Origin of the sequence: Chelatococcus daeguensis (assembly GCF_001887265.1) — a bacterium.
GTDB lineage: Bacteria > Pseudomonadota > Alphaproteobacteria > Rhizobiales > Beijerinckiaceae > Chelatococcus_A > Chelatococcus_A sambhunathii.
The window spans coordinates 1481365-1505486 of record NZ_CP018095.1 but is presented as its reverse complement, the minus strand read 5'-3'; the positions used below and the strand labels follow the sequence as shown (position 1 = coordinate 1505486).

Annotated in this window: 21 protein-coding genes; 7 read left to right on the top strand and 14 right to left on the bottom strand. The window is 68.4% G+C overall.

Annotated elements, in window-relative coordinates:
- Window positions 1-65: 65 nt before the first annotated feature.
- Together BOQ54_RS07210 and BOQ54_RS07205 are read right to left on the bottom strand one after the other, a co-directional pair.
- The gene (locus BOQ54_RS07210) at window positions 66-1991 is read right to left on the bottom strand and encodes an ABCB family ABC transporter ATP-binding protein/permease (RefSeq protein ID WP_071923611.1); all 1926 of its coding nucleotides are present in this window, start codon (window positions 1989-1991) and stop codon (window positions 66-68) included.
- Window positions 1992-2113: 122 nt separating this feature from the next.
- The gene (locus tag BOQ54_RS07205; RefSeq protein ID WP_055458997.1) at window positions 2114-3571 is read right to left on the bottom strand and encodes a LysM peptidoglycan-binding domain-containing protein; all 1458 of its coding nucleotides are present in this window, start codon (window positions 3569-3571) and stop codon (window positions 2114-2116) included.
- Window positions 3572-3766: 195 nt separating this feature from the next.
- On the opposite strand from BOQ54_RS07205, the gene BOQ54_RS07200 reads away from it, so the two are divergent.
- Complete coding sequence (locus tag BOQ54_RS07200) at window positions 3767-4372, top strand: TIGR00730 family Rossman fold protein (RefSeq protein WP_055458998.1); 606 nt, start codon at window positions 3767-3769, stop codon at window positions 4370-4372.
- A 118-nt stretch (window positions 4373-4490) separates the two neighbouring features.
- On the opposite strand, the gene cimA is transcribed toward BOQ54_RS07200, so the two are convergent.
- The 3 genes from cimA to cysS are packed head-to-tail and all read right to left on the bottom strand — an operon-like array spanning window position 4491 to window position 8154.
- The gene (gene cimA, locus BOQ54_RS07195; RefSeq protein WP_055458999.1) at window positions 4491-6092 is read right to left on the bottom strand and encodes a citramalate synthase; all 1602 of its coding nucleotides are present in this window, start codon (window positions 6090-6092) and stop codon (window positions 4491-4493) included.
- Window positions 6089-6601, bottom strand: coding sequence for a GNAT family N-acetyltransferase (locus BOQ54_RS07190; RefSeq protein WP_063185665.1), 513 nt, complete (start codon window positions 6599-6601; stop codon window positions 6089-6091). The genes cimA and BOQ54_RS07190 overlap by 4 nt, the downstream gene beginning before the upstream one ends.
- A complete protein-coding gene (gene cysS, locus BOQ54_RS07185; protein WP_071923610.1) occupies window positions 6598-8154 on the bottom strand; it encodes a cysteine--tRNA ligase in 1557 nt (518 codons plus the stop codon). Before cysS ends, BOQ54_RS07190 begins: the two co-directional genes overlap by 4 nt.
- 315 nt (window positions 8155-8469) lie before the next feature.
- On the opposite strand from cysS, the gene BOQ54_RS07180 reads away from it, so the two are divergent.
- On the top strand, window positions 8470-8802 hold the full coding sequence (locus tag BOQ54_RS07180; protein WP_055459002.1) for a hypothetical protein: 333 nt from the start codon (window positions 8470-8472) through the stop codon (window positions 8800-8802).
- 36 nt (window positions 8803-8838) lie between these two features.
- On the opposite strand, the gene BOQ54_RS07175 is transcribed toward BOQ54_RS07180, so the two are convergent.
- From BOQ54_RS07175 to BOQ54_RS07165, 3 genes are all read right to left on the bottom strand, one after another.
- Window positions 8839-9360: a CreA family protein gene (locus BOQ54_RS07175; protein WP_055459003.1), complete on the bottom strand. Its 522-nt coding sequence runs from the start codon at window positions 9358-9360 to the stop codon at window positions 8839-8841.
- Between the two features lie 390 nt (window positions 9361-9750).
- On the bottom strand, window positions 9751-10143 hold the full coding sequence (locus BOQ54_RS07170) for a VOC family protein (protein ID WP_055459004.1): 393 nt from the start codon (window positions 10141-10143) through the stop codon (window positions 9751-9753).
- 194 nt (window positions 10144-10337) lie between these two features.
- Window positions 10338-11348, bottom strand: coding sequence for a fumarylacetoacetate hydrolase family protein (locus tag BOQ54_RS07165; protein WP_055459005.1), 1011 nt, complete (start codon window positions 11346-11348; stop codon window positions 10338-10340).
- Window positions 11349-11604: 256 nt separating this feature from the next.
- On the opposite strand from BOQ54_RS07165, the gene BOQ54_RS07160 reads away from it, so the two are divergent.
- From BOQ54_RS07160 to BOQ54_RS07145, 4 genes are all read left to right on the top strand, one after another.
- Entirely contained in the window at window positions 11605-12117 is a 513-nt protein-coding gene (locus tag BOQ54_RS07160; RefSeq protein ID WP_055459006.1) for a MarR family winged helix-turn-helix transcriptional regulator, read from the top strand.
- Between the two features lie 141 nt (window positions 12118-12258).
- On the top strand, window positions 12259-13413 hold the full coding sequence (locus BOQ54_RS07155) for a DUF2865 domain-containing protein (protein ID WP_071923609.1): 1155 nt from the start codon (window positions 12259-12261) through the stop codon (window positions 13411-13413).
- Between the two features lie 423 nt (window positions 13414-13836).
- Window positions 13837-14202 carry an ArsR/SmtB family transcription factor gene (locus BOQ54_RS07150; RefSeq protein ID WP_071923608.1) on the top strand — a complete coding sequence of 122 codons (366 nt, stop codon included), beginning with the start codon at window positions 13837-13839 and terminating at the stop codon, window positions 14200-14202.
- Window positions 14199-14732 carry an SRPBCC family protein gene (locus BOQ54_RS07145; RefSeq protein WP_055459009.1) on the top strand — a complete coding sequence of 178 codons (534 nt, stop codon included), beginning with the start codon at window positions 14199-14201 and terminating at the stop codon, window positions 14730-14732. The genes BOQ54_RS07150 and BOQ54_RS07145 overlap by 4 nt, the downstream gene beginning before the upstream one ends.
- Before the next feature lie 56 nt (window positions 14733-14788).
- On the opposite strand, the gene gltX is transcribed toward BOQ54_RS07145, so the two are convergent.
- From gltX to BOQ54_RS07115, 6 genes are all read right to left on the bottom strand, one after another.
- Window positions 14789-16129, bottom strand: a complete 1341-nt coding sequence (gene gltX, locus BOQ54_RS07140) for a glutamate--tRNA ligase (protein WP_071924424.1) — start codon at window positions 16127-16129, stop codon at window positions 14789-14791.
- 426 nt (window positions 16130-16555) lie between these two features.
- A complete protein-coding gene (locus BOQ54_RS07135; RefSeq protein WP_071923607.1) occupies window positions 16556-18298 on the bottom strand; it encodes an NAD+ synthase in 1743 nt (580 codons plus the stop codon).
- 96 nt (window positions 18299-18394) lie between these two features.
- A complete protein-coding gene (locus BOQ54_RS07130; RefSeq protein WP_186438033.1) occupies window positions 18395-19189 on the bottom strand; it encodes a DODA-type extradiol aromatic ring-opening family dioxygenase in 795 nt (264 codons plus the stop codon).
- Between the two features lie 241 nt (window positions 19190-19430).
- Window positions 19431-19775, bottom strand: coding sequence for a diacylglycerol kinase (locus tag BOQ54_RS07125; RefSeq protein ID WP_245280513.1), 345 nt, complete (start codon window positions 19773-19775; stop codon window positions 19431-19433).
- Window positions 19776-20088: 313 nt separating this feature from the next.
- Window positions 20089-21474, bottom strand: a complete 1386-nt coding sequence (locus BOQ54_RS07120) for a class II 3-deoxy-7-phosphoheptulonate synthase (protein WP_063185654.1) — start codon at window positions 21472-21474, stop codon at window positions 20089-20091.
- Window positions 21475-21545: 71 nt separating this feature from the next.
- Window positions 21546-22517 (bottom strand): DMT family transporter, encoded by a 972-nt coding sequence (locus BOQ54_RS07115; RefSeq protein ID WP_071924422.1) that lies wholly within the window; start codon window positions 22515-22517, stop codon window positions 21546-21548.
- A 6-nt stretch (window positions 22518-22523) separates the two neighbouring features.
- Between BOQ54_RS07115 and BOQ54_RS07110 the strand changes: the two genes are divergently transcribed.
- Entirely contained in the window at window positions 22524-24071 is a 1548-nt protein-coding gene (locus BOQ54_RS07110) for an MFS transporter (RefSeq protein WP_083585923.1), read from the top strand.
- Window positions 24072-24122 lie beyond the last annotated feature (51 nt).

Sequence of the window (24122 nt, the reverse complement as noted above, 5' to 3'; positions counted from 1 at the left end):
CTCGCAACCCGCGCCCTGCACGGGATCCGCGTGGCGCAGTGGGATGGCAGGCCTTGGACCGCCCGTCAACCCGCCGTCAGGCTCAGGCGCAGGCTTTCGCCCTCCTCCTCGGCGGCGCGCTTCAACTTCTCGCGGGCCTCGTCGGCCTCGCGCTGGCGGTTCCACATGGCGGCGTAGAGGCCGCCTGCCGCCAGCAGCCCGTCATGGGTGCCACGTTCGGCGATCACGCCCTTGTCGAGCACGATGATCTCGTCGGCGCCGACCACGGTGGAAAGGCGGTGGGCGATCACCAGCGTCGTTCGGCCGCGCGACACCCGGTCCAGCGCGTCCTGGATCTCCTTCTCGGTGAAACTGTCGAGGGCCGAGGTCGCCTCGTCGAGCACCAGGATGGGCGGGCCCTTCAGGATGGTGCGGGCGATCGCCACCCGCTGTTTCTCGCCTCCCGAGAGCTTGAGGCCGCGCTCACCGACGGGCGTGTCGTAGCCCTCCGGCAACGATCGGATGAAGGTGTCGATCTGCGCGAGGCGCGCGGCCTCTGCGACCTCTTCCTCATCCGCCTCCCAGCGGCCGTAGCGGATGTTGTAGCCGATGGTGTCGTTGAACAGCACCGTGTCCTGCGGGACCATGCCGATCTTCTCGCGCAGGCTGGCCTGCTGCACGGCGGCAATGTCCTGCCCGTCGATCAGAATACGGCCGCCGCTCGGCTCGTAGAAGCGGAACAGCAGGCGCGAGATGGTCGACTTGCCGGCGCCCGAGGGGCCGACGATGGCGACCGTGCGCCCCGCCGGGACCTCGAAGGAGATGCCCTTGAGGATCTCCCGCTCCGGCACGTAGGAGAAGCGCACGTCCTCGAAGCGCACCGTGCCTTCGCCGACGGCGAGTGGCTTGGCACCGGGCCTGTCGCTCACCTCCGGGTGGCGGGCGAGGATCGAGAACATGTCGTCGATGTCGATGAGTGCCTGCTTGATCTCGCGATACAGCATGCCCATGAAGTTGAGCGGAATGTAGAGCTGGATCAGCATGGCGTTGACCATGACGAAGCCGCCGACCGTCGTGCGGCCCGCGCGCACGTCGAACACCGCCATCACCATGGCTGCCGTCAGGCCGAGCGTGAAGATGACGGCTTGGCCAGCGTTGAGCACGGCAAGCGAGGTATAGGTCTCGATGCTGGCGCGCTCGTAACGCTCGACCGAGCGGTCGTAACGGCGGATCTCGCGCTCCTCCGCGCCGAAATACTTCACCGTTTCGTAGTTGAGCAGCGAATCCACGGCCTTGGTATTGGCATCGGTGTCCGATTCGTTCATGCGCCGGCGGATGCCGATGCGCCACTCCGTCGCCTGATAGGTGAAGGCGAGATAGACGACGACCATGACGAAGACCACGGCGGCGTAGCGCCAGTCGAACTGCAGCCAGAGGACGGCCATCACCAGCAGGAATTCGATGATCGTGGGCACGAGCTGCAGCACCGCAAGGCGCACCAGTTCCTCGATGCCGGTACGGCCGCGCTCGAGGACGCGCGTCAGCCCGCCCGTCTTGCGCTCCAGATGGAAGCGCAGGGAGAGCTGGTGCATGTGCTCGAACGTCTTGAGTGCCAGGCGCCGCACGGCATTCATGGCCACCGAGGCAAAAACGCCGTCGCGCAATTGCGTGAGCGCGGCCATGAGCATGCGGGTGAGGCCGTAGAGCACCGTGAGTGTCACGGCCCCGGCCCACAGTGGCGCCGTGGTCTGCGCGCCGGCACCCCCGAGTTCGCCGGTCAGCGCGTCCGTCGCCCATTTGAAGCTGTAGGGCATCAGGACGGTGACGATCTTCGCCGCCAGAAGGAGGGCGAAGGCGATGTAGATGCGCAGGCGCAGATCCGCCCGGTCGTGCGGCCACAGATAGGGCCACAGCCGCACCATGGTGCCTGCGATACCCGGCCGGTGCGACGCTGCGGCAGGCCCCTGCGCGGCCGTTTCCGGCGCGGCAAGGCCGGTTGCTTGGTCAGCCATTCAGAAAGATTCCAGACAGAACGCGCCCCTCATATAGGCCCGGCTGGCCGTTTGTGCACCCTGCCGATGACAGGGTGCTGCAGCGCGCCGCGGCGTTTGCGCTCGAAGGGCCGCACCACCGCTCACCGTCGGGCGTCGCCGTTGGGCAGCACGAAAACCTGGCCGGGATAGATCAGGTCGGGATTGCGGATCTGCTCCTGATTGGCGTCGTATATCACCGTGTAGCGGATGCCGTGGCCATAGATGCGCCGGCTAATCCGCCAGAGGCTGTCGCCACGGGAGACAACCGCGGTGCGCACCTCGGGCACCACGACGACTGCCTCGCCTCCGGCGGGCCGGGCCGCTTCGGCTGGCGCGACCTCCCCCTGCCCGGCCGGGACGCTCGATACTTCCGGCGAGGCCGGCCCGGTCGGCGCCGCCGCTCCCTGTGCGGCCGGGGCGGTGGAAACAGCCACGGCCGCTTCCGGCCCCGGCATGGTGAAGGGCACCTCGGCGCGCGACAGCACGGCTCCGGTTCCGGGATCCACATCATCGAGGCGCACGCGGTAGTCGCCCGGCGCCACGCCGCGCTCGACGGAGAAGGACAGGCGCCCGTCGGCCGGTACGTCGCCCGCCGCCAGATAGCTGTCGTTGAGATAGAGCCGCACCGTGGCGCCAGGAGCCCCGCGGCCTGACACGAAGAGCCTGCCCCCGCCTTCCACATCGACCGCATCGATGGCGACGCCGACCCGCTCGGTCGCCTGCCCTGCCGCCGGCGAATCTGCCGTCGCGGGGGTACCGGTGCCGGGCGCCGCAGGCGCCGCGCCTGCGGGCGGCTGAACCTGGTCGGCTCCGTCCCCGGCAGGCCGGGCGGGCGGCGTTTCCTGAACGCCCTGCTGAGCGTTCTGCGGCGCGACCGAAGGTGCCTGAGCGACGGTCGTCTCGGGGCGCGACAGCACCTGCGTCGGTGCGTTCGGCGTGGCGAGGGCCACCATGGGCTGCTGCTTCTTGTCGTCGGCGACGACCACCGTCACCGACTGGCCGGAGTGCTGCGTGCGCCCCTCGGCATCGGTCAGACGCAGGGTCAGTTCGAAGGTGCCGGCCGGCAGGGCCGGCGGTGTCATGGCGAACTGGCCCGCTGCATCGGTCGACGCCTCGGCGAAGGGCTCGCCGTTGCGCAGGAGCTCGACCTTGCCGTTGGGCGCGGCGCGGCCGGCGATGACGGCCTCGCCGCTCGGCTCGACGCGGACGATATCGAAGGATGGCACGACGGGCTGCGAGGCTGCCGGCGCCTGCGGCGCTGCCGGCTGCGCTTCGGCATGCTGCTGCGCCTTGCCCGCCTCCGGGTTCTGGACCGCACCACCCCTGGTCGCCTCGCCGTTGGCCGTGTCGTCCTTGGGCTCATCGCCGGAAGGCCTGTCGCCGGTCGTCGTCGGTGCAGCGGGCGCGCCCCGGCCGGGTACATCGGTTGCGACGACGGGCAAATCACGCTGCGCCCGCTGCCCGGCCTCTCGCGGAATGCCGAAAAGATAGACGATGAGTCCCAGGGCGATAACCCCTGCGACCGCAATGGCAACTTGCGAGTTGCGGGACAGGACCATATGCGACGAACCCCCGATTATCCGATTGCCCAAGCTAGCGGCGTTGACATGCGCTCGCCATATCCTTCTGAGCCGGCGGCACGTTTGCGCTCTCCGGCGACAGTGCTTGCCACATCAACCTTGCCTGTGCCGTTCCGGAACATCTCACGCTTCGTGACTTGACCGGAAGCGCCGGGACAAGCAAACCCCTAGGTCATGAGCAAGATTCGATCCATTTGCGTCTACTGCGGTTCGGCGGCCGGGGACGAGCCTGCCCATGCGGCTGCGGCAAAAACACTCGGCGCAGCCATGGCCGAGAAGGGCATCGGCCTCGTCTACGGCGGCGGCAACATCGGCCTCATGGGCACCGTGGCGCGCGCCGTCCTGGATGCAGGCGGGCGCGTGACAGGCATCATTCCCGAATTCCTCAAGAAGCGCGAGGTGATGCTGACGGACGCGCAGGAGACGATCGTCGTCCCCGACATGCATACGCGCAAGCGCATGATGTACGAGCGGGCGGACGCCTTCGTCGCCATGCCGGGCGGCATCGGCACGCTGGAGGAACTCGTCGAACAGCTCACCTGGGCCCAGCTCGGCCAGCATCGCAAGCCGGTCCTGCTGCTCAACACGCGGGACTTCTGGCGCCCGCTGCTGCAGCTGTTCGCCCACATGCGCAACGAAGGCTTCATCCGCCCCGGCTTCGAAGTGTCCTATCTCGTCGCCGAGAAGGTGGGCGACGTGATACCGATGATCGAGCAAGCGGCCGCCCGCGTCAGCGACGAGGAGCGGGAAGCCAAGATGCCGCTCGGCGAGCGGTTCTGAGGAGCCACTCCACGCGTCATGGCCGGGCTCGTCATGGCCACCCAAATCACTGACAGCATCAAGGTTCCAGAGGCACGGATGCCCGCGACAAGCGCGGGCATGACGGTGGGGCGTGCCCTCACTCCCTCCCCGCGCCGCTCCTGACGAGCTTGTAGACGACCGAATCCGTCAGGGCCTGGAAAGAGGCATCGATGATGTTGGCCGAGACGCCGACGGTGCACCAGCGTTCGCCGGTCTCGTCGCCGGATTCGATGAGCACGCGCGTCACAGCGTCCGAGCCGCCCTGGAAGATGCGCACCTTGTAGTCGACAAGTTCCAGGCCCTCGATGAAGCGCTGGTACTTGCCGAGGTCCTTGCGCAGGGCGAGGTCGAGGGCGTTGACGGGGCCATTGCCCTCGGCGGCGGAAATGAGGATCTCGTCGCCCACCTTCACCTTGACGATGGCCTCGGCCACGGTGACGAGTTCGCCGATGGCATTGTAGCGTCGCTCCACGTTGACGCTGAAGCGCTCCACCATGAAGAACTCCGGCACCTCGCCGAGCACGCGCTTGGCGAGCAGGAAGAAGGATGCGTCCGCCCCTTCGTAGGCATAGCCCTGGGCCTCCTTCTCCTTCACCGCCTCGAGCAGGCGGGAGATGCGCGGGTCGGCACGGTCGACATGGAGCCCGACGCGCTCCAGACCGGCAAGCAGGTTGGACCGGCCGGCCTGATCGGAGACGAGCACCTGCCTGGCGTTGCCGACGCTCTCCGGCGCCACGTGCTCGTAGGTGCGCGGATCCTTCAGCACGGCCGAGGCGTGGATGCCAGCCTTGGTGGCGAAGGCGCTCGCGCCGACATAGGGCGCGTGGCGGTTCGGCGCGCGGTTGAGGATCTCGTCGAGCGCGCGCGAGAGCTGGGTGATACCTGCCAAAGCCTCCTCGTCGACGCCGATCTCGAAGCGGTCGGCGAAGCCCGCCTTCAGCTTCAGCGTCGGGATGAGGCTGATGAGATTGGCATTGCCGCAGCGCTCGCCGAGACCGTTGAGCGTGCCCTGCACCTGCCGCACCCCGGCGTTCACCGCGGCGAGCGAATTGGCGACGGCGCAGCCCGTGTCGTCGTGGGCGTGGATGCCGAGATGGTCGCCCGGCACGTGGCGCGCCACATCGGCGACGATGGCAGCGACTTCCTCCGGCAAGGTGCCGCCGTTGGTGTCGCACAGCACCACCCAGCGCGCGCCGGCCTCATAGGCCGCCTTGGCGCAGGCGAGCGCATAGTCGCGGTTGGCCTTGTAGCCGTCGAAGAAATGCTCGCAGTCGAGCATCACCTCGCGCCCGGCGGCCCTCGCCGCGGCGACGCTCTCGCGGATGCCGGCGAGGTTCTCCTCGAGGCTCGTCTCCAGCGCCACGGTGACCTGGTAGTCCCAGGACTTGGCGACGAAACAGATAGTGTCGGCCTTCGCCTCCAGCAGCGCCGCCACGCCCGGATCGTTGGCGACGGAGCGGCCGGCGCGCTTCGTCATGCCGAAGGCGGCGAACTTCGCGCGTTCCGTGCGCCTCGCCGCGAAGAACTCGGTATCGAGCGGGTTGGCGCCGGGATAGCCGCCTTCCACATAGTCGATGCCCAGCTTGTCGAGCAGGCCCGCGATGAGGCGCTTGTCCTCCAGCGAGAAGTCGACGCCCGTGGTCTGGGCGCCGTCGCGCAGGGTGGTGTCGTAGAGATAGACGCGCTCTCGCGTTGTCATGAGGCTGGTCCTTCCCCTGCCGCCGGCAGGGCTTTTTCCATGCGGGTGCTGCCGAGCCATTCCTCGCCGCGCATGACCGTGTTGCGGTGCTGCGCGAGATAGCCGCGCCGTTCGAAGAAAGGCCGCGCCGCATCGCTCGCATCCGTCGTCAGGCGCTTCGCCGCGCGGGCGCCGGCGAGCTTCTCCAGCGCGTCGCACAGGGCGTTGCCGACACCCTGGCGGGCGAATTCGGGATGCACGTAGATCATGTCGATGTGATCGGCGCCCTTGAGTGCAGCGAAGCCCACCGGCATGCCGCCGATGGTGGCGACGATGGTCAGCATGCCGGCGAGCGTGTCGCCGAAGGCCGCCTCGTCGTCGGCAAGCATCATCCAGGCTTCCTGCTGCGCCTCGCTGTAGTCCTCGCCGGTCAGCTCCGCGATGCTGGCGCGGAAGATCAAGGCGAGCTCCGGCACGTCGGCCGGCAGGAAGGGCCGGAGCGCGGGAGCGGGCAGCGCCTGGGCGCTCATCGCTTCACCTCCCAGGTGGTGACGGGCTCGCCGGTCGCGGGGTCCTTGCCGTCCTTCAGCTGGATGCCCATGGCGGCGAGCTCGTCGCGGATGCGATCGGATTCGGCCCAGTTCCTGGCTTTGCGGGCGGCGAGGCGGGCGGCGATGAGGGTATTTATCCGGGCCGTCCGAAACCGATCAACAGCGACTAAATTCCGGTAATGATCTTCAAATCGCGCGATATCAACCCCTAAGAACTGGAGGTCGATCCAGAATTGATGCCGCAGGTCAATTTGTTCCTTTGGAGATAGTCCCGGCGTCGAGATTTTCTTTACCTGTGCATGAAGCGCTGCAATCGCTTCCGGCGTATTCAGGTCATTGCAGAGAGCCCGCACCACTTCTGAAGACGGCTGACGGGCGATAAATGGCGGGTTTTCCGCAGACGTACCTCTTAGAGCTTCAAGGTCCTCCATATCGGCGTCCAAATTGGACCACTCCCGCAGCGTCTTCTCCGCCTCCTCCAGCGCCTTTACCGTCCAGTCGATCGGCTGGCGGTAGTGCGTGCGAAGCATGGCGAGGCGCAGCACCTCACCCGGCCAGGAGCGGCCGCCGAAGCTATCCGTCGCGAGCAATTCGTGAATGGTGACGAAGTTGCCGAGCGACTTCGACATCTTCTCGCCCTCGACCATCAGGAAGCCGTTGTGCAGCCAGAAGTTGGCCATGCGGCCGGTGTCGAAGGCGCAGCAGCTCTGGGCGATCTCGTTCTCGTGGTGCGGGAAGACGAGATCGATGCCGCCGCCGTGGATGTCGAAGACGTTCTTCGCCGGGTCTTCGCAGGCGAGGCCGCCGCCGAAGGGCTCAAGGAGCTTCGCCATGGCCATGGCCGAGCACTCGATGTGCCAGCCCGGCCGGCCCTTCACCGCGATGCCGCAGGGGCTCGCCCACCCGGGCTCGCCCTCCTTCGAGGGTTTCCACAGGACGAAATCCATCGGGTCGCGCTTGTACGGCGCGACGTCGACGCGCGCGCCCGCCAGCATCTCGTCGAGCGAGCGGCGGGCGAGCGTGCCGTATTTCGGCGCCTTGCCGCGCGCGTCCATGGCGCCCGGGGAGAAGAGCACGTGGTCCTCGGCCACATAGGCGACGCCGCGGGCGACGAGCCGCTCGATGATGGCCTTCATCTCCTCGATGTGGCCCGTAGCGCGCGGCTCCGCGCTCGGCGGAAGGACGCCGAAGGCGGCGATGTCGGCGTGGAACTGCGCCTCGGTCTTCTCCGTGACCTTCGCGATGGCCTCGTTGAGCGGCAGGTCCGGATAGTCGCGGGCGGCGCGGGCGTTGATCTTGTCGTCCACGTCCGTGATGTTGCGGACGTAGGTGACGTGGTTTTCCCCATAAATGTGCCGCAGCAGGCGGAACAGCACGTCGAAGACGATGACGGGCCGTGCGTTGCCGATATGGGCATAGTCGTAGACCGTCGGACCGCACACGTACATGCGCACGTTCGTCGGATCGATGGGGCGGAAGTCTTCCTTGGTGCGCGTCAGCGTGTTGTGGAGCCGCAACGTCTCTTGAGACATGGATAATGATCTCCTAGCCGCCGGCAGGGAGGGCAATCCGATCTTTGCGAGAGAACAGGACGGCTCCAGCCAGCGGAAACGCTAGCTGCAAATAATGATCGGGCGAATGATCGCGGTGGCCGTCGTCATGGCCGTGATGTTTGCCTTTTCGGCGAGAATCCGTCAAGAGACCTCCGCCGTGAATGCGCGGCCCGCACTCCGCTGTGCGGCGGCGCACCTCGCCCCACGGAACTTTCAGGCTTTGTTCAGCTTCATCATGGAGAGTGCCTTCGGGCCTCGTCCCAACCCACCGTCGCCGACAACAGACACGTCCCCATGCGCCGCGCCTTCGTCCTGACCGGTCTTGCCGCCCACCTCATCGCGCTCGCCCTCCTCCTGCCCGCCGCCGTGACGGCACAGCCGGCGGACGAGGCGACGTTCATCATCCCGGCGAGCGACGGCTACGGCGTCGCAGAATGCCTCGCCACGGGCGACGATTGCGCGGCCGGCGTGGCGCAGGCCTGGTGCACGGCCCAGGGCTACGCCCGCGCGACGCATTTCGGTGTGGTCGACCGCCGGGAGGCAACCGGTTCGCTGAAGGAAGAGGTGGCCGTGACGAGCCGCCGGGGCGCCCCGTCCGTCTCCATCACCTGCTCGGTCGCGCCCTGAGCGGGACGCCTGCGGTCCTGGCAAGCCGGGCCAGCGTCAGCTCTTCAGCCAGTCGGCGCAGCGCGGCGCCTCGCTGTCGCCCCAGGGCATGATGGGTACGCTCGAGGTGGAGTTCTTCGGCGAACCCTCGATGATCCTGTCGGAATAGACGAGATAGACGAGCACGTTGCGCTTGACGTCGCAGCCGCGAACGATCTGCATGCGCTTGAACACGAGCGAGCGGCGCTCGCTGAAGACGACCTCGCCCTGCTCGAACTTGCCCTTGAAGCTGATCGGGCCCACCTGCCGGCACGACAGGGAGATGTCCGACACCTCCTCGGCGACCCCGAACATGCCCTTGACGCCGCCGCGCTCGGGCAAGGTGTAGTGGCAGGCAACGCCATCGGCCACGGGGTCGTCGATGCCATAGACGGCGAGCTTGTCGTCCGGCGTCAGCATCTTCCACACGGTCGATTTCTTGAAGATGAGGTCGGGGCCGTCCGCCCGCGCTGGCACCGCGGCCGCGACGATCACCGCCGCACCCGCCGCGGCTGCCATGAGAAACCGACGAAACGCCATGCATGCCCTCCTGCAGAACTGCAGGATCATATGGGCAGCGCATCCGCCCCGCACCAGCCTCTGCCGACGCCATCGCAGAATCACATCGGAAAAAATCTAAACTATTGATTTTGTTTGATTTTCTGCCTCAGAGACGCTAGCCCTGCGGACGGGAGGCAGGCAGAATGACCCTCAAGCAGCCAAGGAGCCATGCATGACGGGAACGTTCGAGATCGTATCGCCGCGGCGTGTTGCACGGGCAGAATGGATTCTCTGCCTGGCCGCCAGCGTCATTGCAGCCGCCGGCCTCGCACTCGTGCCGCACCAGCGCTCCGCCGGCCCGCAACTGACGGTGACGCGGCCGCTACCGACCGCCTTCCCCGTCCAGCCGCGCCAGAGGCTCGTCCCGCCTCAGGCGGGTGCGTGGCAGACGCAGCAGATCTTGTGGCCGTCGAGATCGCGGATGTAAGCCCCGTAGTAGTCCGGGTGATAGTGAGGCCGGAGACCGGGTGCTCCTTCGTCGCTCGCGCCCGCCCCGAGAGCCGTGCGGTGGAACGCATCCACCATGACCCGCGAGGACGCGGCGAAAGCAACCGTGACGCCGTTGCCGACGGTGGGCACGCGACCGTCGATCGGCCGGCCGATCCAGAACTGCGGGAGGCTTTCCGGGCCGGCAGCATAGCCGAGCCAGCCGTGCGCGCGCTCGTCGAACTGGCATGCGATGCCGAGCACCGCGAGCACGGTGTCGTAGAAGCCCTTGGCGCGTTCGATATCGGACGTTCCCAGCGTGACGTGGCTCAGCATGTCGTCTCCTCGCTTATGGGTCGGCAGGATGCCGGTGCATGGACGCTCTAGCGCACCGGGCTTGATCGCGGTTGCGGATTTGCGCGCACCGTCGGCGGGACCGGCGGAGTTCGTCCGCCGCCAGTCTCGCGCGCTTTAGCCGATGCAACCGACAGTAACTGTCCCGGAGCCTGCGTTGCACAGCGCCCGAGCGATCAATCCGGCGCGCGGACCTGCTGCTCGATCGCTCCGAAGATGGAATGGCCGGCGGCATCGCGCATCTCGATGCGGACGGTATCGCCGAAGCGCAGGAAGGGCGTATGCGGCTCGCCGCGGAGGATCGTTTCCACCATGCGCTGCTCGGCGATGCAGGAATAGCCGCGCCCGCCGTCCGCGACAGGGCGCCCCGGCCCGCCGTCGCGGTCCCGGTTCGACACCGTGCCGGAGCCGATGATGGTGCCGGCACCGAGGCGCCGCGTCCTTGCGGCATGGGCGATCAGCGTCGGGAAATCGAAGGTCATGTCCTCGCCGGCGTTCGGGCAGCCGAAGGCCTTGCCGTTGACGTAGGAGGACAGGGCAAGATGCAGCCGCCCGCCGTCCCACGCCGGGCCGAGTTCGTCCGGCGTCACGGCCACCGGCGAGAAGGCGGACGAGGGCTTCGACTGGAAGAAGCCGAAGCCCTTGGCGAGTTCCCCGGGCACGAGGGCGCGCAGGGAGACGTCGTTGACGAGCATGACGAGCCGGATGAGCCCGCGCGCCGCCGCCGCATTGCTGCCCATCGGCACGTCGCCCGTGACAACGGCGACCTCCGCCTCGAAGTCGATGCCCGAAGCCTCGTCAGCCACCACGATAGCCTCGCGCGGGCCAAGAAGTGCATCGGAGCCACCCTGGTACATCAGCGGGTCTTCCCAGAACGACGCCGGCATCTCGGCACCGCGCGCCTGACGCACCAGTGCGACGTGATTGACATAGGCCGAGCCGTCCGCCCACTGGAAGGCGCGCGGCAGCGGCGCCGCGCAATCATGCTCGTGGAAGCGGAAGGCGGGCACCGAGCCGTGCTCGAGCTGCTCGGCGAGATCCGCGAGGGGCGGCGCGGCGCGCTCCCAGTCGTCGAGCGCCGCCTGCAGGGTCGGAGCGATGAAAAAGGCATCGGTGGCGCGGGTGAGATCCTTCGAGACGACGACGAGGCGGCCGTCGCGGCCGTGCTTGAGCGAGGCGAGTTTCATCTGCTTCGTTTCCTCCCCGGCGAGAACCGTCGCCGACGCGGCTTCTTGCGGATGCACAGCTTAACCCGGTTCGGCGCCGTGCGCGCCGTGTCTCTCGTGCTGCACGCCTTGCCGAGCTTTGCAGCGCCCGTCATCTCGGGTATTCGATCAAATCCTCAGATCTTTCGGGCTGCGCAAAGAGGCAGCGGACGAACGCTGTATGCTGCGCGCGTGACCAACGGACGGGCGACCGGCAAGAGGCAACGACCTGTAGCACATGAAAGCGATTTCGACGGATCCGGCGGCCACCGCCTCGCCTGCGAGGCAGGTCAGGCTCGCGCTCTCCACCTTCCTGCCCTACCGGCTCAACGTCGTGGCCCAGCTGGTGGCCGAGGCGCTGGCCGAGAGCTATGCGGAAACCTTCGGGCTCGGCATCCCCGAGTGGCGCGTCATCGCCACGCTCGGCGAGTATGACGAGATGACGGCGCGCGACATCGGTCGCCACAGCCGCATGCACAAGACGAAGGTGTCACGCGCCATCAGCGCGCTGGACGAGCGCGGGCTCATCGACCGGCGCTCCAACGAGGAGGACCGGCGCGAGGCCTTCGTCTCACTGTCGCGCGAGGGCCGGGAAACCTATGCTGCCATCGTGCCGATCGCGCTCGGCTTCGCGGAGCGGCTGACCGACGGCGTCCCGCAGGAGGACCTCGCCGCCTTCGGCCGCGTCATCGAGCACCTCATGCAGCGCTGCGCCGCCCTGCACGAAGAGCCGCCGGCGATTGATCAGTGAGACGCGCTCGGCTAAGCCATTGACGAGTGCCCGCCGCCGTCCGCATGGCTCCAGACGGCGCCGCGACACACTTTGGTCGATGTCTCGTTGTCCTAATTCGCCGGTTCCACGTCCGCTGTCCCGCCGCCCCGAGAAGGATCGATGGTTGCTCGCTCACTGAAGTTCGCTGTTGCGACCGTCGCCTTCGTCGTCGCCGCCACCTCCGCACTCGCGCAATCGCCGGTCTGCGACCGCTACCGGGCCGAACTCGCCTCCCTGCAGGCGGGGCCAGACCCTCGTGCGCGCCAGTACGAGACGGCGGCTCGGCGCCAGCGGCAGGAACTCGACCGCACGCGCGCCTATTTCGACCAGCTCGGCTGCAGCCGGGGCCGCTTCCTGTTCTTCGGCGATGCGCCGCCGCCCGAGTGCAACGGCCTGGCCGGCCGCATCAGACAGATGGAGAACAATCTCGAGCAGCTGCTGGCCACCGCCGACCGTCTCGGCGGCGGGCCGGGCGTCGAGCAGCGTCGCCGACACCTGCAAGGGATGATCGCCCGCGAGTGTCAGCCGGGTGGGCGCCCGCGCGGCTTCTTCGAAAGCCTCTTCGGTGGCGGCCTGCCCCCGGATGAGCCGGTGCCCGAGATGACCGAGGTACCCCTCGACGAGGCTCAGCGCTTCGGTGGCTCGCGCGCCGTCTGCGTGCGCACCTGCGACGGTTATTTTTTCCCGCTCGGAGCGAGCCCCGGCGGGCGCGAGGGCGGACGCAGCATGTGCCAGGCGCTGTGTCCCGGCGCCGCGACCGATCTCTATTTCATGCCGCAGGGCGGCGCCATCGAGCAGGCCGCGAGTTGGTCCGGCCAGCCCTACACGGCGATGCCCAACGCCGGCCGCTACAAGAAGACCTTCGACCCGGCCTGCAGCTGCAAGAGCCAGAACGAGACCTGGGCCGAGGTGCTGCAGCGGGCCGAGCAAATGATCGAGGGCCGCAAGGGCGACATCATCGTCACGGCCGAGAAGGCCGAGGAACTGTCGCGGCCCAAGCAGGAGGCGCCGCAGCGCAGCCGCACGCAAGAGGCCAAGAAGCCGGCGGATGCAGAAGACGAAGCGGGCGAATCGGCGAGCGCCCTGCCCACGGGCTCGAGCGAATCGTCGGGCATCGATGCCGGCGCCATCGAGGACACCGGGCCGACGGTGGATCAGCACGAGGGTCCCACGCAGGACGTCACCCGCCCCGACGGCGTGCGCACCCGCGTGCGCATCGTTGCCCCGAACGTCGTCGCCGTGCCAAAGGTCGAAGGGCCGGTGCCGAACAGGTAGGACTGCCTGCCCTGCCCCTGCCCTTGGGGCATGTCAGATCTTGGGGCATGCCCGGTCTTGGCGCAGCCCGGTCTTGGCGCAGTTCGGTCTTGGCGCAGTTCGGTCTTGGCGCAGTTCGGTCTTGGCGCAGTCCGTCATGCCCGCGCTTAACGCGGGCATCCACGCCGCAACGCTGGCGCTTGGGCGGGCAGTCGTGGATGGCCGCGACGAGCGCGGCCATGACGGCGGGGGTGTTGCGCCGGGAGCGTCTCGGCCGGAGCGTCTTGGCCGGAGCGTCTTGGCCATCCACGCCTTTGAACTTGCGCGACTTTTCAAGGCACACATACCAACAAGGGGGCAGGCATGCTCCAGCGGCTCGACCGCCACGCGATATCATTCAACCTTTCGGTTGACAGTTAATCTACGTACCCTATATTCAACCATATGGTTGAATTAAACGCACCCCAACTCGACACCGTCTTCCACGCTCTCGGCGATGCTACGCGCCGGCACATGCTGCACGCGCTTGCCGGCGGCGAACGCACGGTCGGCCAGCTCGCCGAGCCTTTCGCCATCTCGCTCGCAGCGGCCTCGAAACATATCAAGGCGCTGGAGAATGCCGGGCTCATCCGGCGCGAGATCAGGGGCCGCACGCATGTGTGCCGCCTCGATCCCGGGCCGCTCGCCAGCGCCCATCACTGGCTGAGCTTCTACGAGCGCTTCTGGACAGGACGTCTCGATGTGCTCGAGACGCTCCTGCGCGCGGAGGACGCCGGCCGCTCCCCCACCCCCGAAGGAGAGGAACAATGACCGAGCAAGCCACCCTCGACGCCTATGGCATGCTGACCGAACCGGCCACGCTCAAGATCCAGCGTCTTCTGCCGGGCCCAGTGGAACGCATCTGGGCCTATCTTACGGAGAGCGACCTCAGGCGCCGCTGGCTCGCGGCCGGAGACATGGAAATGAGGGTCGGCGCGCCCTTCGAGTTCGTCTGGCGCAACGATGAGCTGACGGATCCGCCGGGCCAGCGGCCATCCGGCTATTCGGAAGAGCACCGGATGCAGAGCCGCCTCACGGAGGTCGATCCGCCCCGCCGACTATCCTTCACCTGGAACGGTAGCGGCGATGTCACCTTCGAACTCGAGCCGCAAGGCGAGGCGGTGCTGCTCACCGTCACCCACCGCCGGCTGCCCGACCGCTCGAGCCTGCTCAAGGTCAGCGCCGGCTGGCACATGCATCTCGACATTCTGGTCGCCCGCGCTTCGGGCACGGAACCCACACCGTTCTGGGACAGCTGGCAGCGCCTGCAGCAGGATTACGACCGCCGGCTGCCCGCCTGAAGCCCATCGCGACGAGATGCAATCCGATCGGGGTCCGGGCCCGACAGGAGCCTTCGTCAGGCCGTGCGGCCCTCGAGCCGCGCGGCCGCCTTGTCCCGGCCGATGAGCGGCAGCAGCGCCGCGAGTTCCGGCCCGTGGTCGAGGCCGGTGAGCGCCTGCCTGAGCGGCATGAAGAGTGCCCTGCCCCGGGCACCGGTCTCGGCCTTCACCTGATCCGTCCAGCCCTTCCAGGTCGCCCCGTCCCACGGCTCGTCCGGCAGAAGGGCGCGCGCCTTGGCGACGAGCGCCGCGTCCGTCACGACGGGCGCGATCTCGCCGGCGACCACCTCCCACCACGTCGCCACATCCGCCAGGCGCACGAGGTTGCCGCGCACCGCTTCCCAGAAGGCGGCGCCGCCACCGACCCCGAGCGCCGCCAGACGCGGCCGGGCCTCATCGTAGGGCATCGCGTGCAGCAGCCTGGCATTGAGGCCGTCGAGCTCGGCCTCGTCGAACTTGGCCGGCGCATGCGACAGGCGGCCGAGATCGGCAAGACCGGCGAGTTCGTCGAGAGAGGCGACGGGCCTGACAGACTCCGCCGAGCCGACGAGCACGGCAAGGCTCGCAACAGCCATCGGCTCGAGACCGCCATCCCGCAGACCCTTGAGCGAGAGATGGCCGAGACGCTTCGACAGCCCTTCGCCGCTCGCCGTGGTGAGCAGGTTGTGGTGGCCGAAGGCCGGCACCGTGCCGCCCAGCGCCTCGATGATCTCGATCTGCACCGCGGTGTTGGTCACATGGTCCTCGCCACGCACCACATGCGTGATGCCGAGGTCGAGATCGTCGACGACGGACGGCAAAGTGTAGAGATAGGTGCCGTCCTCGCGCCGCAGCACGGGGTCGGAGAGGGAGGCACAGTCGACGTGACTGTCGCCGCGCACGAGGTCGTTCCAGTGGACGACGCGGTGTTCGAGCAGGAAACGCCAGTGCGGCCGCCGCCCCTCGGCCTCCAGCTTCGCCTTGTCCTCCGCCGTCAGCCTCAGCGCGGCCCGGTCGTAGACCGGCGGCAGGCCACGGCCGAGCTGGCGCTTGCGGCGGCGCTCGAGCTCTTCCGGCGTCTCGTAGCAGGGGTAGAGGCGGCCCGCGGCGATGAGCCTGTCCACCGCCGCATCGTAGAGCGCCGTGCGCTCCGACTGGCGCACGGTGACGTCCGGCACAATGCCGAGCCAGGCGAGGTCCTCGACAATGCCGTCGGCAAATTCCCGCGTCGAGCGCGCGAGATCGGTGTCGTCGAGGCGCAGGACGAAGCGCCCCCCCTCCCGCCGCGCCAGGAGATAGTTGAGCAGCGCCGTGCGCGCGTTGCCGATATGCAGGCGGCCGGTGGGCGACGGGGCGAAGCGGACGACGGGAGCGGGCATCAGATGGACCTTATAGGCTTGCCGCCGCAATGCTCGAAGCGAACGGCAGGACAAGTGGCTTATATCAAATATTGGACTTCGCCATCGTCATGCCCGCGCTCGTCGCGGGCATCCACGCCCTGACGTTGCGCAAGGCGGAAAGGCGTGGATGGCCGGGACGAGCCCGGCCATGACGAACGGGGAGGTTGTACCACACTCTTCACGTTCCATTTGCGTAACTGTCCCCACCGTCATGCCCGCGCTCGTCGCGGGCATCCACGCCTTGACACGATGCGCGACGTGGGAAGCGTGGATGGCAACAGCAACGCGCAGGCGCGTTGCGTCTCCTTTAGGATCTCGCAAGTCGGGCGAGCCCGACTTGCGATGACGAGCCCGGCCATGACGATCCGAGGCCATGATGCTGCCGGCGCGGACCGTCCCTGCCCCTTAAAAATCGATGGCGTCGGCGCGGGCCGCGCCCCTTGCCCGGTCCATGCCCGCGTCCGGCACGTGCGCCGGCGCGCCGGTGTCGCGGAAGCGGTTGACGATCGGGTAGCGCCGGTCGCGGCCGAAGTTGCGGCGCGTCACCTTGACGCCCGGGGCGGATTGTCGGCGCTTGTATTCGGCGAGGTAGAGCAGGCGCTCCACCTTCTTCACCGTCGCCTCGTCATGTCCGCGCGCGACGATCTCGGCGACGCGCCGCTCCTCCTCGACGAGCCCGACCAGAATATCGTCGAGGATGTCGTAGGGCGGCAGCGAGTCCTGGTCCTTCTGCCCCTCGCGCAATTCCGCCGTCGGCGCCTTGACGAGGATGTTGGCCGGCACGACCTCGCCGTCCGGCCCCAGGGCGCCAGACGGCTTCCAGCCGTTGCGCAGGGCGGAGAGGCGATAGACCTCGGTCTTGTAGAGGTCCTTGATCGGGTTGAAGCCGCCGTTCATGTCCCCGTAGAGCGTGGCATAACCAGTTGACATTTCCGACTTGTTGCCCGTCGTCACGACCATGGCACCGAACTTGTTGGAGACGGACATGAGCATGGTGCCGCGGGCCCGGCTCTGCAGGTTCTCCTCGGTCACGCCGCGCGGCGTGCCAGCGAAGAGCGGTGCGAGGGCCGCCTCCAGCCCCTCCACCGCGCTGGCGATGGGCAGGATGTCGTAGCGCACGTTGAGCGCCTTCGCGCAGGCTGCGGCGTCATTGAGGCTCTCGCTCGAAGTGTAGCGGTAGGGCAGCATGATGCAGTGGACGCGCTCCGAGCCGAGTGCATCGACGGCCATCGCGGCGCAGAGCGCGGAATCGATGCCGCCCGACAGGCCGAGGACGACACCAGGAAAGCCGCTCTTCTCCACATAGTCGCGCAGGCCGAGTACGCAGGCGGCATAGTCCGCCTGCTCGCCCTCCTCCACCAGCTCGCGCGGAGCCGCGACGCAGCGCCAGCCTCCCGGCTCGCGGCGCCACTCGGTGAGCGCGACGGTCTCGGCAAAGGCCCTGAACTGGCCGGCGAGGCTCGCATCGCCGTTGAGGATAAAGGAGGCGCCGTCGAAGACGAGTTCGTCCTGGCCGCCGACCTGGTTGAGGTATGCCATCGGCAGGCCCGTCTCGGTGACGCGGGCGGCCGCGATGTTGTAACGCTCCAGCATCTTGTCGTGCCAGTAGGGCGAGCCGTTGGGCACGAGCAGGATCTCGCTACCCGTCTCGGCGAGGCACTCGACCACCTCCTCACCCCAGATATCCTCGCAGATCGGCAGGCCGAGGCGCAGGCCACGCAGGCTGACAGGCCCCGGCAGGGGCCCGGCGGCGAAGACGCGCTTCTCGTCGAAGACGCCGTAGTTGGGCAGGTCCACCTTGAAGCGCACGGCGGCGACGGCGCCGGCATCGAGCGCGGCATAGGCGTTGTAGACCTTGCCGTCCTCGTTCCACGGCAGGCCAACGAGGACGGCGGGGCCGCCGTCGGCGGTGTCGCGGGCAAGATCCTCGCAGGCCCGTCTGCAGGCGTCCTGGAAGGCAGGACGGAGCACCAGATCCTCCGCCGGATAGCCGGCAAGGAACAGCTCGGTGAACATCACCACATCCGCCCCCATGGCGGCGGCCTCGGCACGCGCCTTGCGCGCCATGGCGAGATTGGCCGCGATGTCGCCCATGATTGGGTTCAATTGGGCGAGCGCGAGACGGAAGCGATCGATGGGTGTCGTCATGACTTCGATTTAGCGCGGCCGCGCCTGCCCGGCAACGGCGGCAAGGCGCAACAGGGATGCGCGGTACACGGCGGGGCAGGCCCTCCGGCGCGGCCTTCAGCCAAACCGGTAGGCGTCCATCATGAGGACGCCATACTGCGCGCTCGCGTGCACGCGCTCGCCACGCGCCTCGCCGGCAGCGCCCATGGCGACGAAGAGCGGCAGGAGATGTTCTTCCGTCGGGTGGTTCTCGAGGCCGAAGGGGGCCTTGCGGCGATAGTCGAGGAGATCGTCGGTGCGCCCCTCCTCGATCGCCGCGCGCATCCATTCGCCGAAGGCCGAGACCCAGTCGGGCGCCGGTGCATCGAGCGCGTAGCCGCGCCCGAACAGCTCGTGCAGGTTGTGCGTCAGCGCCCCGGAACCGACGACGAGCACGCCCTCCCAGCGCAGCGGCGCGAGCGCGCGGCCCAGGGCGAGGTGATGGGCCGGCCCGGAGCGCGGCTGGACGGACAATTGCACGACCGGAATGTCCGCCGCGGGATAGAGCAGCGTGAGCGGCACCCAGGTGCCGTGATCGAAGCCCCTGCCCTCCACGGTGCCGGCTGCGAGACCCGCCTCGTCGAGGAGCGCCCCGGCCCGCGCCGCGAGCGCCGGGTCGCCCGGCGCGGGATAGGTCATCCGGAACAGTTCCGGCTCGAAATTGCCGAAGTCGTAGATCGTCTCGGGCCGGGCATCGGCCGTCAGGGTAGGAGCGGACGTCATGAAATGCGCCGTGGCGACCAGGATGGCGCGCGGGCGCGGCAACGCGGCGCCGAAGGCCTTGAGGAAACGGTGCGCCTCGGTGTTGTGCAGCACGAGGTTGGGCGCGCCGTGCGACAGGAAGAGCGTCGGCATCAGGGTGGCATCCGGCATCGGCGGCTCCTTGGGCCTCTTTGTTCTTTGCTAACGGCTTCGGAGAACGACATTCCTCTCTCGTCATGGCCGCGCTCGTCGCGGGCACCCACGCCTTGATAGCCCCGCAACGTCCAGGGCGTGGACGGTCGGCACAAGCCCGGCCATGACGATGGTGCGACCCGACCGTCGGGATTGAATATAGCGCCGTCGGCCACCCCGCGCCGTTGCAGCGGCGCAAGACATGGTTTGCGGGCTGGCCCTACCAGATGCCGAAGACGGCGCGCTCGACCAGCGTCGCGCCCCAGACAAAGGCCGCGAGCAGACGCGTCAGGAACACCGCGGCCGAAGCGAAGTCCTTGGTGCGCTTGATGTCGGGATTGTGCTCGGGGGTGACGTGGTCGGCGAGTTCCTCGATCGCCGTGTTGAGAAGCTCGACGGCGAGCGCCAGCACGACGACGCAGATGAGCGCCGCGGAAACGAGGGGCGAGAAACCCACGACAAGGGACAGCGGCACCGCCGCCAGCAGCGCCGCGACGAGGATGCGCACGTTGCGGTCGTTGCGGAAGGCGACCTTGAGACCGCTCCAGGAATTCTTGAACGCCACGGCATCGCCTCCCAATTGCCCCTGCGTCAACGCCGGCCGTCAGCCGGCAGTTCCCGCGGGGAGCCTCGTCAGGCGGCCGCGTCCAGCTGACCGCGCGTGGCGAGCGGTCTCACCCCCATCGCCATGGGCGCGACGATCAGGCCGAACGCCGGAGGACGCCGCCCGTCCCCTTCGCGGCGATGAACCCGCCCGCCGACTCGACCGGACACGAGCGGGCGCAACCACATGTCTCGCGGCGCTGCGCCACTTCCTTCGTCTCCAAAAAGGCAAGGGCGGCCCCGGGGCCGCCCTTGCCTTTTCTCGTGACTGAGCCTTACTCGGCCGCCTCGACATGCGGCATGATGCGCGCGGCACGCTCGCGCTTCAGCCGCTCGGCGACGAGGAAGGCCACCTCGAGCGCCTGCTCCGCATTGAGGCGCGGGTCGCAATGGGTGTGGTAGCGGTCGTGCAGGTCCTCGTCCGTCAGGGCGCGGGCGCCGCCGGTGCATTCGGTGACGTTCTTGCCCGTCATCTCGAGGTGAATGCCGCCGGCGTGCGTGCCCTCGGCCTGGTGCACGTCGAAGAAACCCTTGATCTCGCGCATGATGAGGTCGAAGGGCCGGGTCTTGTAGCCGTTGCCGGCCTTGACCGTGTTGCCGTGCATGGGGTCGCACGACCACACGACCGAGCGCCCGCTCTCCTTCACGGCCCGGACGAGGGCTGGCAGGTGCTCCAGCACCTTATCGGCGCCGAAGCGGCAGATCAGCGTGAGCCGGCCCGCCTCGTTGTCCGGGTTGAGCGTGTCGATGAGGCGCAGAAGCTCATCGGCTTTCAGGGACGGGCCGCACTTGAGCCCGATTGGGTTCCTGATGCCGCGGCAGTATTCGACATGCGCATGGTCGGGCTGGCGCGTGCGGTCGCCGATCCATACCATGTGGCCCGACGTCGCGTACCAGTCGCCCGAGGTGGAATCGACGCGCGTCAGCGCCTCCTCGTAGCCGAGCAACAGGGCCTCGTGGCTCGTGTAGAAATCGGTCGAGCGCATCTCGGGATGCGACTCCGGATCGATGCCGCAGGCGCGCATGAAATCGAGCGCCTCGGTGATGCGCCCGGCGAGTTCCTGATAACGGCCCGACGAGGGGCTGTCCTTCACGAAGCCCAGCATCCAGCGGTGGGCGTTCTGCAGGTTGGCATAGCCGCCGCCGGCGAAGGCACGCAGGAGGTTCAGCGTCGCCGCCGACTGGCGGTAGACCATGAGCTGGCGGCGCGCATCCGGCGTGCGGCTTTCTTCCGTGAACTCGATGCCGTTGATGATGTCGCCACGGTAGCTCGGCAGTTCGGTGTCGCCCACCTTCTCGGTCGGCGCCGAGCGCGGCTTGGCGAACTGGCCGGCGACACGGCCGACCTTCACAACCGGTGAGGCGCCGGCAAAGGTGAGCACCACCGCCATCTGAAGGAAGAGGCGGAAGAAGTCGCGGATGTTGTCGGCGGAATGCTCGGCGAAGCTCTCGGCGCAGTCGCCCCCCTGCAGGAGGAAGGCTTCGCCGGCCGCGACCTTGGCGAGGTCGCGCTTCAACCGGCGGGCTTCCCCTGCAAAAACGAGCGGCGGAAAACCGGCAAGCTGCTGCTCGACGCCCGCGAGAGCATCGGCATCCGGATAGACAGGCACCTGCTGGATGGGCATCTTCCTCCAGCTTGCGGGCGTCCACCGCTCGGTCATCTCACCAACTCCCAACAAGGTACAGGGAAAGCCGTCAGGCTCCCTCCATCGTGCCACAACAGAGGTGGCGCTTATAGCTGACAGTCCGCGACAAGGCGAGCGTCTTTGCTGCCCTCCTCCGCACGGCGGAAGGCACTCGCCGCCGCGAAGACGCCGAGCATGAGGAGGCCGGCGCCGCCCACCTCCCCGGGCGTCGGCCAGCGGCCCTCAAACAGGAAGCCGTAGACGAGCGCGAAGACCGTCTCCGAGACTATGAGCTGCCCGGCGAACGCCACCGGCAGGCGCCGCGCCGCGATGATCCAGAGCACCGCACCGACCCAGGAGCTGACCATGCCGAGCAGGACCGCCCACAGGACGAGGCGCAGCCCGTCGGCATTGAAGAGGCCGAGCTGCGGCACACTCGACCAACCGTCGACGGTGAGGAGCGGCACGAGCGGCAGCACGCCAACGAGCGAGCCGACGCCCTGAAGGCTCGTCCAGGCATAGACGCCGTCGCCGGCGAGCGCCCGCGAGGTGCGGGCGTTGACGAGGGCGTAGATCGTCCACACGGCGACGGCGCCGAGGGCGCACAGGCAGCCGAGAACGACGTTGGCGCGCGAAGCGGCGCTGTCCGCGCCGGCGAGCGTCGCGATATTGACGAGCGCGAGGCCGGCGAGGATCAGCCCGAGCGGCATGGCGAGCGTCCGCCAGCGCACCGTCCGCTCCCGCCAGTTGCCGACGAGCGCCAGCACCACCGGCAGCGAGCCGATGACGAGCGGCGGGATGGCCGGCCCTGCAAGCTGCACCGCGCCGGCGGCCAGAAGGTAGTAGACGACATAGCCGGTGAGGCCGAGCACGAGCCCGGCGCCCGCATCCCGCCGCGGCACGATGCCCGCCCGGCAGCGGGGCACCGTCAGCATCAGAACGAGCGAGCCGATGCCGAAGGCGAGATAGCGCGCGACCGTGAGGTCGAGGCTGGTATAGGGCATCACCGCCGCCGGACCGACGAAGACGAGCCCCCACACGGCGCCGGCGGCGAGCCCGGCCAGAAGTCCGATGATCATGGTGCGATGCTGCTTCTTTGCGCTGCGGCGCGGCGACGCGGCGCCTGCCAAGACAGGCTTGCCGGCGCCCCTCCGTGCCTTCGGGACGGAAAAATCGCGCATCGGCAAAGCATTTTGCGCAAAATCGACGCCCATCCGCAGCAGGATATGCGGCGCGGCAGGGCCGATCGCCGCCCGTGCGCTGCCACATTCGCGCAGGATGATCGTTCGCCTGTCGCGGCCCGCAAGGCCCGGGACGCCCTGCCCTGGTTGAATGACTGCAGCGTCGACGAAGCACTTTCCTTTCCCGCCTCTCTTGGCGAAGGTTGGAGATGCGTGCCGACGCGCCCCGCCCGAACACCGGACCCGATCGTGCCGACCGCCATCGTTGCCCTGTCCCCGGTTCTCCTCGCCGTTTTCATCCTCATCGCCGGCAACGGCCTCCTAACCACGCTGGTGCCGCTGCGCGGCGTGCTCGAGGGCTTCTCCCCGACGGAGGTCGGCGTCATCGGCTCGGTCTATTTCGGCGGCATGCTCGCCGGCACCTGGGTGACGCCGGCCATCGTGCGGCGGGCCGGGCACATCCGCGCCTTCGCGGCCTTCGCCGCGGTCGCGGCGGTCGCGTGCCTCGGCTTCGCGATCTTCCTCTCGCCGCTTGTGTGGATGGTGCTGCGCGGGCTCGTCGGCTTCTGCTTCGCCGGGCTCTACGCCATCGTCGAGGCCTGGATCAACGCCAAGGCGCACGACGGCAACCGCGGCCGCATGCTCGGCCTCTACAACATCGTCAACTTCGCCGGCTCCGCCGCGGGCCAGCAGCTGCTGCGCCTCGACAGCGCGCGCTCCTTCAGCCTGTTCTCCGGCGCCTCCGCCTTCCTCATGTTGGCACTGGTGCCGCTCGCCATGACGCGGGCCGAGGCTCCGCCGCTGCCGGCCAAGGGGCGGCTGCGCATCCTGGAGCTCTTCCGCACGACGCCGATCGGCGCCGTCGGCATCCTGCTCGTCGGCCTTGCCAACGGCAGCTTCTGGTCTCTCGCCCCCGCCTATGTGGAGCGGCTCGACCTCGGCGCCGGCGTGGTCGCCAGCTTCATGACCGCCATGATCCTCGGCTCGGCCACCGCGCCCTATCCCGTCGGCAAGCTGTCCGATATCGTCGATCGGCGCGGCGTCATCCTCGGCGTCTCGGCCGTCGCCTGCGTGGTCGAGGTGGCGCTCGTCATCGTCGGGCGCGGCGAGACGGCAGTGCTCTACGCGCTCGCCTTCGCCCTCGGCCTCACCACCTCCGTCATCTACCCCCTGATCTCGGCCCATGCCAACGACCGGCGCTCGCAGGAGGGGGCCGTGCACCTGTCGAGTACCCTCCTGTTCCTCTATTGCGTCGGCGGCATCGTCGGGCCCATCGTCGCCGCGACGCTGATGACGCTCTTCGGCGACGTCATGCTCTTCGTGCATAACGCCGCCATCCACGCCATGCTCGTCGGCTTCGTCGCCTGGCGCATGATGCAGCGCCCGCCCTCCGGTGCGCAGCTCGTGCTGGAAGCGCCACCCGGAACAGCGGCACACCATCCGGTGCCATAGCGATCCTGGATGATCGGAAGGGCGCCCCGGCCAGAGGCCGGGACGTCCCCC

Bases quoted from the DNA above. Each gene is read 5' to 3' on its own strand.
- BOQ54_RS07155 (WP_071923609.1), top strand. From the start codon at position 12,259: ATGGTTGCTCGCTCACTGAAGTTCGCTGTTGCGACCGTCGCCTTCGTC.
- BOQ54_RS07205 (WP_055458997.1), bottom strand. From the start codon at position 3,571: ATGGTCCTGTCCCGCAACTCGCAAGTTGCCATTGCGGTCGCAGGGGTT.
- BOQ54_RS07160 (WP_055459006.1), top strand. From the start codon at position 11,605: ATGAAAGCGATTTCGACGGATCCGGCGGCCACCGCCTCGCCTGCGAGG.
- BOQ54_RS07130 (WP_186438033.1), bottom strand. From the start codon at position 19,189: ATGCCGGATGCCACCCTGATGCCGACGCTCTTCCTGTCGCACGGCGCG.
- BOQ54_RS07175 (WP_055459003.1), bottom strand. From the start codon at position 9,360: ATGGCGTTTCGTCGGTTTCTCATGGCAGCCGCGGCGGGTGCGGCGGTG.
- BOQ54_RS07210 (WP_071923611.1), bottom strand. From the start codon at position 1,991: ATGGCTGACCAAGCAACCGGCCTTGCCGCGCCGGAAACGGCCGCGCAG.
- BOQ54_RS07120 (WP_063185654.1), bottom strand. From the start codon at position 21,474: ATGACCGAGCGGTGGACGCCCGCAAGCTGGAGGAAGATGCCCATCCAG.
- BOQ54_RS07165 (WP_055459005.1), bottom strand. From the start codon at position 11,348: ATGAAACTCGCCTCGCTCAAGCACGGCCGCGACGGCCGCCTCGTCGTC.
- BOQ54_RS07150 (WP_071923608.1), top strand. From the start codon at position 13,837: ATGGTTGAATTAAACGCACCCCAACTCGACACCGTCTTCCACGCTCTC.
- BOQ54_RS07115 (WP_071924422.1), bottom strand. From the start codon at position 22,517: ATGATCATCGGACTTCTGGCCGGGCTCGCCGCCGGCGCCGTGTGGGGG.
- BOQ54_RS07200 (WP_055458998.1), top strand. From the start codon at position 3,767: ATGAGCAAGATTCGATCCATTTGCGTCTACTGCGGTTCGGCGGCCGGG.
- cimA (WP_055458999.1), bottom strand. From the start codon at position 6,092: ATGACAACGCGAGAGCGCGTCTATCTCTACGACACCACCCTGCGCGAC.
- gltX (WP_071924424.1), bottom strand. From the start codon at position 16,129: ATGCCCGCTCCCGTCGTCCGCTTCGCCCCGTCGCCCACCGGCCGCCTG.
- BOQ54_RS07145 (WP_055459009.1), top strand. From the start codon at position 14,199: ATGACCGAGCAAGCCACCCTCGACGCCTATGGCATGCTGACCGAACCG.
- BOQ54_RS07180 (WP_055459002.1), top strand. From the start codon at position 8,470: ATGCGCCGCGCCTTCGTCCTGACCGGTCTTGCCGCCCACCTCATCGCG.
- BOQ54_RS07135 (WP_071923607.1), bottom strand. From the start codon at position 18,298: ATGACGACACCCATCGATCGCTTCCGTCTCGCGCTCGCCCAATTGAAC.
- BOQ54_RS07190 (WP_063185665.1), bottom strand. From the start codon at position 6,601: ATGAGCGCCCAGGCGCTGCCCGCTCCCGCGCTCCGGCCCTTCCTGCCG.
- cysS (WP_071923610.1), bottom strand. From the start codon at position 8,154: ATGTCTCAAGAGACGTTGCGGCTCCACAACACGCTGACGCGCACCAAG.
- BOQ54_RS07110 (WP_083585923.1), top strand. From the start codon at position 22,524: ATGCTGCTTCTTTGCGCTGCGGCGCGGCGACGCGGCGCCTGCCAAGAC.
- BOQ54_RS07170 (WP_055459004.1), bottom strand. From the start codon at position 10,143: ATGCTGAGCCACGTCACGCTGGGAACGTCCGATATCGAACGCGCCAAG.